This window comes from Pseudomonas sp. Irchel 3A5 (assembly GCF_900187575.1).
In the GTDB taxonomy this organism is placed as follows: domain Bacteria; phylum Pseudomonadota; class Gammaproteobacteria; order Pseudomonadales; family Pseudomonadaceae; genus Aquipseudomonas; species Aquipseudomonas folii.
Window position 1 is genome coordinate 1 of record NZ_FYDU01000020.1, and the last position, 5,313, is coordinate 5,313.

Annotated in this window: 2 protein-coding genes and 2 pseudogenes; all 4 read left to right on the forward strand. The window is 55.9% G+C overall.

Annotated features, from left to right (window positions below; all coding sequences use genetic code 11):
• Positions 1-623, forward strand: a pseudogene (locus CKW31_RS29940) (type VI secretion system tip protein VgrG); the annotation flags it as partial.
• Positions 623-1,405 (forward strand): DUF4123 domain-containing protein, encoded by a 783-nt coding sequence (locus CKW31_RS26355; protein ID WP_095101587.1) that lies wholly within the window; start codon positions 623-625, stop codon positions 1,403-1,405. The pseudogene CKW31_RS29940 and the gene CKW31_RS26355, both read left to right, overlap by 1 nt.
• A 1-nt stretch (position 1,406) precedes the next feature.
• Positions 1,407-5,126 (forward strand): toxin VasX, encoded by a 3,720-nt coding sequence (locus CKW31_RS26360; protein ID WP_095101589.1) that lies wholly within the window; start codon positions 1,407-1,409, stop codon positions 5,124-5,126.
• Positions 5,123-5,313 (forward strand): annotated as a pseudogene (locus CKW31_RS29985) (hypothetical protein); the annotation flags it as partial. The gene CKW31_RS26360 and the pseudogene CKW31_RS29985, both read left to right, overlap by 4 nt.

A 5,313-nucleotide genomic window follows, 5' to 3' on the forward strand; every position in this document is an offset into this window, starting at 1 on the left:
AAGACCGCAAAGGTGCCGAGTCCATTTCCATCCGCGCTCAACGCAACTGGTCTGAGCATGTACTTAATGATCAGTCGATCCAGGTGGATAACCAGCGCAAGGTCAATGTCACCGGGCTGTCCAGCCATGAGTTGCACGGCGAAGAACACCATCTCACGCATGGGGCACGCAAAACCCAGGTGCTGGCTGATGACTCGTTGACGGTGGTCGGTAACCAGCACATCAGCGCGGCCAATCATCTGGTCAGCGCAGCGCAGGAAATACACCTGTCGGCCGGGCAAAACATGATAGTCGACGCCACGCTCAGTACGACGATCAAGGCAGGTGGTCACTGGATATCGATTACTCCCGCCGGGATTTTTACCAGCGTGCCGATTTTGTTGGGTGGGATTCCGGTGCCGGGGATGCCTGCGGTTCCCTCACTGCCGATTTCGCTGGACAAGCAAGCGGCAATCACTCCGCCCAGGTCTGCTGCAGATCATTCAAGTCTGGCGCTTCCTGAGCTACTGGTGGGCGACACCCCGATTGTCGAGCTTTGCCAGAAGCCTGAAGGCAAAACGCCGATGGAGTGCCCGTTGGCGCATTGCCCTTGTGCAAGAAAATTGCGTGAAGGGGGGCAGTGATGAACACCTGGATATTGCTTGAACGTGCAGAGTCAGTTCTGCCACAGCTATATCGAAATATAGGCGCTCCCCAGCTCTCGATGCTTTTCGACACGACTGAGTTAGCAGCTTATACCGAGCAAAGCCCGATTCTGGTAACGACCGATGAAGCCTCGGACTTGCTCAAGGCAGTTCAGCAAACACCTGAAGATTGGCCTGGTTTGATCATCCAGAGTAAGCACCCGACATCGGTGGTGCTGGCCCATCTGCGTCAAATTTTGCTGGTCCGTTTTGATGACCTGGGCAGAGGTGTTTTACGGTATTCCAACCCCGTAACCGCAAGCTATTTTTTCCCGTCCTGTCAGCCCGACTCGCTCAAATACTGGCTTGGACCTATCAGCCTCTTGAGTTGGTACGGCGGGACGTGGGCAAACCGAGCCTCGAACACCTATTCCTGGCGGAATATTGAGAACCCGGAAGCGGAAAGCTGGAAGCCGATGGACTGTGAATCCGCGCTCGACAGCCGTCAACAACAGGCCCTTCGGTGCCATCAGCAGGATCACTTCCTGTACCGATGGTGGCTCAAACAAAGTGACCTTTGTTTTTCACGAGGCCAGCAGTGGCTGCATGAAGGGCTGGGCTACGGATTTACAAAGGCTGACTCGCTTGAGCATTACCTGAATGTGCGTCGGGACTATCCAGCGGCTGACGTGCCGCATGAGTTGCCTAAGGGCTCCGACGAAATTCGTTTTGCCTACCTGCTGCACCACCTGCAAAAAAACACCACCGGACAGGAAAACTGAGATGTCGCACAACGTTGGCGATCTGAGTCGTGGCCCTTGCTGTGAAATCAACAAACTCATCGTTCAAGTGGTGGGTAATGACCATCCTGTGAGCCAGCGCCTGGCTTTTTATGAGCGCGACAGCGACAAACGACTGGATGCGCTCACCGCTCAGGATTGTCCGGAAACCATTACGGCGTTCATGTGTGCGCCGAGCATGTTGCATGTCTGGGACTGGAGCGGCGATCCTCGGCACCGGATGATGCTTGAGGTTGACTCAGAGTGTGGGCCACCGATTCTGTTACCGCTGCCTGACGTCGGCATCACAGTCCGGCAACTGGATCAGCAGCACAACCAGATCGTTCCGATATTACCGTTCGTGGCGCTGCCCGGAATCAACAGTGCCCATGACCACGGTACGCTGGTGCTATGCCGTCCCGGTTATATTTATGTGTTCCTTGGTAATCACCTGTGGCGTGAACTGGAAGTCCAGGTCACCGACGAAGGCACGACCTATCACGACATCGATCTGGACAGGTTCCGCATTGAAGGCGGGTATGCCGATGATGCCCGGCTAGCCACGGGCAAGGGACTGGACGACATCTGGCTGCCCGCCAACTGGAACAATCGACGCGTTGAAGCCGAATTATGCTTCAGCGAAGTGCAGCTCAACCATGCGCGACTCAAACGTCTGGAGCAGGATCCGGCACTACGGAAACAACGCTGCCAACGACCCGACCTCAGGGTTGCCCAAGATGCCTCCAACCGTCGCTTTCAGGACAAGCCCGATGGTATGGCCATGCTTGAAGCGTTCAGCGCCTTCGATGCATTTGACGTCATCCGTCAGTCAGAAACGAGCGCTGCTCATGCCACCTGGTTGAACCTCAGGCAGCATGCCTTCCCGGTGTCGGTTCCAGCGCCGCAACGCGGGCGGCAGATTGGTTTCGAATGGATGCTCGATCAACCCGCCCAGTATTTGTGTGACCTGAGTGGGCAGTTTCTGGCTACTGCTTTCAAGGCTGCACGGCAGCACGTTCAAACGTGTGAGGAGGGGAAGGCCGCTTATCTTCCGCAACGCCTCGAAACAGGAGCCTGGGCGCAGCGTCTGCAGCAAATCGTTGAGCCGACCGCGGAACACAACAGCGGACTATGGGAGGCTCATCCACCTGCAGAGGACGTCCTATCGAATGCTCGTACCCGACACCTCTACGGCGTAATGCTGGTGGACACGCATTACCGAATGCGTCATCTGAACACCCGCATTCAAGAACAACAGGAGTTACTGGAGTTGTGTGGCGCACGGGCTCAACAGTACGCCCATCACGGCAGCGCGCTGCTGGTACAGCAGTTGATCGTGCCCGCGTCCATAGGCGGCCAGAAGAACCCGATGCATCAACAATTGGACCATCTCAAAGAGCAAGGCCGGTTGGACCTGAACCGCTTTACCGCCACCGGTGAGCGCACCCAGTTGTGGCGCAGCCTGGAAATGAGCCAGTCGCTGCTCTGCGAGTGCTTGCAAAAGCCCCACACCGAGCAGAGCCTTGCTGATTACGCAAGCCAGGACGGGTTCAAATACGCGGCCTCTATCTACTTCATCAGCCAGATGTTCGTCACACTGGCGTTGCGCCCAGCGGCTTACGATCCATTGGCGGTCAGTGGCGACATTACTGATGCCGTAACCCTGCTCAGTCTTTACAGTCCAAAGGAGAGCGCAAGTCAGCGCTGGCTCGCTAAAGTCGTCAACGATCTAGAGCATCCGCTGCACCGGATGCTTTGGCCGGATGTCGAGCAGCAAGACCTCAACGCTCCTTATCGTCCTCCCAGTGAGCCTGAAATTAATCAGGGCGATGGACAGTTTCGCGCCACTGAGCTGGCGAAAATCGAGCGGAACAACTTTTCCCCGCCTGCAAGCCCTGGCGATATCAACAGCCTGTTCCTGGCGACGTTGCTTAAAAGCGGCAATCTCAACTCCACGCTCACGACAGCTGCCAAAGGTGCCGCTGGGGCACTCATTGCTGTCCATGAAAACCTGCAAGGCGCTGTCGAAGCTGCGGAGCAGGCTTTGCACAAAGCGAAGCAGACGGGCACCCGGCAATCCTCCACACCTTGGCGTGCAAGTACTGAGATACAACGGCGGGGCGTTGCTCAACTGCGCAGCATGCTGCCAGACACCTTTGGCGATCTGCATTTCCTTGCCCGTGCCGAGGCCCATCACAAGGACTACTACGTTTTCGGTCTGGACGACTTGCCCGAGCAGCCCAACCGTTCTGCCCATACGTATGGGGTATATCGCAATCAACACGGGGTCATGAAAAGTCCAGCTGAGCGCCACGGCTACGCCGAGCAGCCCGTAATACTCTCGCCTGACCGACAGGTACTGGGCATGCCGGGGCAACACCCCACCGCAACGTCGGTGCGAGGCGCTAATCGGCGTTTCAATGAGGCGTGGCAGAAAGAATTGATGGACAGCGCAGCGGATACGGCTGAAAAGGCTGGCGCTATAGAGAAGGCGGCGAAGCAGCTTGATGGGCTACGCAGTAACGGGTTTTTCGAGGTGTTGAATTCGGCTCCATTTGCGGGGGTAGTGGTGGGGCTGGAGCTTTGGAATTTGAGGAATGAGTTGGAGGCACAGGAGCAAGTAAGGAGGGAAAAAGGTCAGCTTAGGGCGGAAGTAGGCGTTTCAGGGGCTTGGTTAGATCTCGCTATAGCAATGGAGGCTCTCACAGTAAAACTAGCGGGTAGCAAGTCTGTTCTGGCTGCAGGGCGCAAGACGTTATTCACTATTTCTGACACGTTCGCCAAGCTTCTTCTTGGATCGCTAAGCAATCGCTTGGTCAAAAAAGTCAGCGCTCGCCTCCTTGGCCTGGTCGGTGCAGGTTTTCTGTTCGCCGGTCTTAACCTCTATGACGCCTGGTATTCCTACCGATGGGGCGACGATGGCTATATCGGCCACTTGCTTATGGCCGCTGGCGGGCTTATCGGCGCAGCCGGTAGTCTCATCGTCAGTAGCAGTGCGTTTCTCGGTCTATCGCCAGCGGGTTGGGCTTGTTTGCTTTTAATCGGCATAGGGGCCGCCTGGGTTTTTATGTTTAGCAGTAGTCCCGTGGAAGACTGGTTGAAAAAAGGTCCTTTTGGGGATGATCCCTACAAAATGGCGGAGCACCTGCGTGATCCCCAAACAGCTTTTTATTACCTGGTCAGCCTGCTGGCTAACATCCGTATCGGCGTAGATCGCAACCCGGATTTCAAGTCTGATGCCAAGCTGGATTTTCGCGACACGGTGCCCTTCGAAGTACGCAGTGCTAACACACGTATCCGTATTGAAAGCAATCTGAGCGGGCTATTCGGGGGGCCGAGTTCTTTAAATACTAAAGCGCTGCTTAACCTGAAAAGCTTCGAGGTTTATTTCGAAGCAAGCAGTGAGCGCAGCAGAACGAACAGCTCCCAAATCGACGTGACGCCCTTTGCCCACAGGCTTTGGCCAGATGCCTTGGAACTGTTTGTGAACACGCCGTTTTCTTACAAGGCAGAACCTCTCGCGAACCTGCCCGAGGTTTATCACGTATGGCGAGTGCGTGCTCAGTTCAGCTTGAACGACGGGCAGCGCATCTGGGTCTTTCCCGCTCCACCCCCCAAGGACCCTACGCCCTTCGAACCGTCCTATGCGAAGCCAGATTTTGAAAGCATTGAACGTCTGTTCTGGGCTGATGAAAAAACACACAGAGCGAAGACTGCGCTATGACGGCAGAGCAGACCTCTTACTACGCCCCGACAGCCTACCGGTCGGACAATATTCCCGATCAATTGCCTTCAGCAGAGCGGTCCTGGTTAAAGCGCTTCGGCAAACGACGCTTGCCATGGGGATATACGCTAGATATTGCCCCCGATGATTTCTTGCGGGAGCGAGCACCGGATAAATTGCGGTTTGC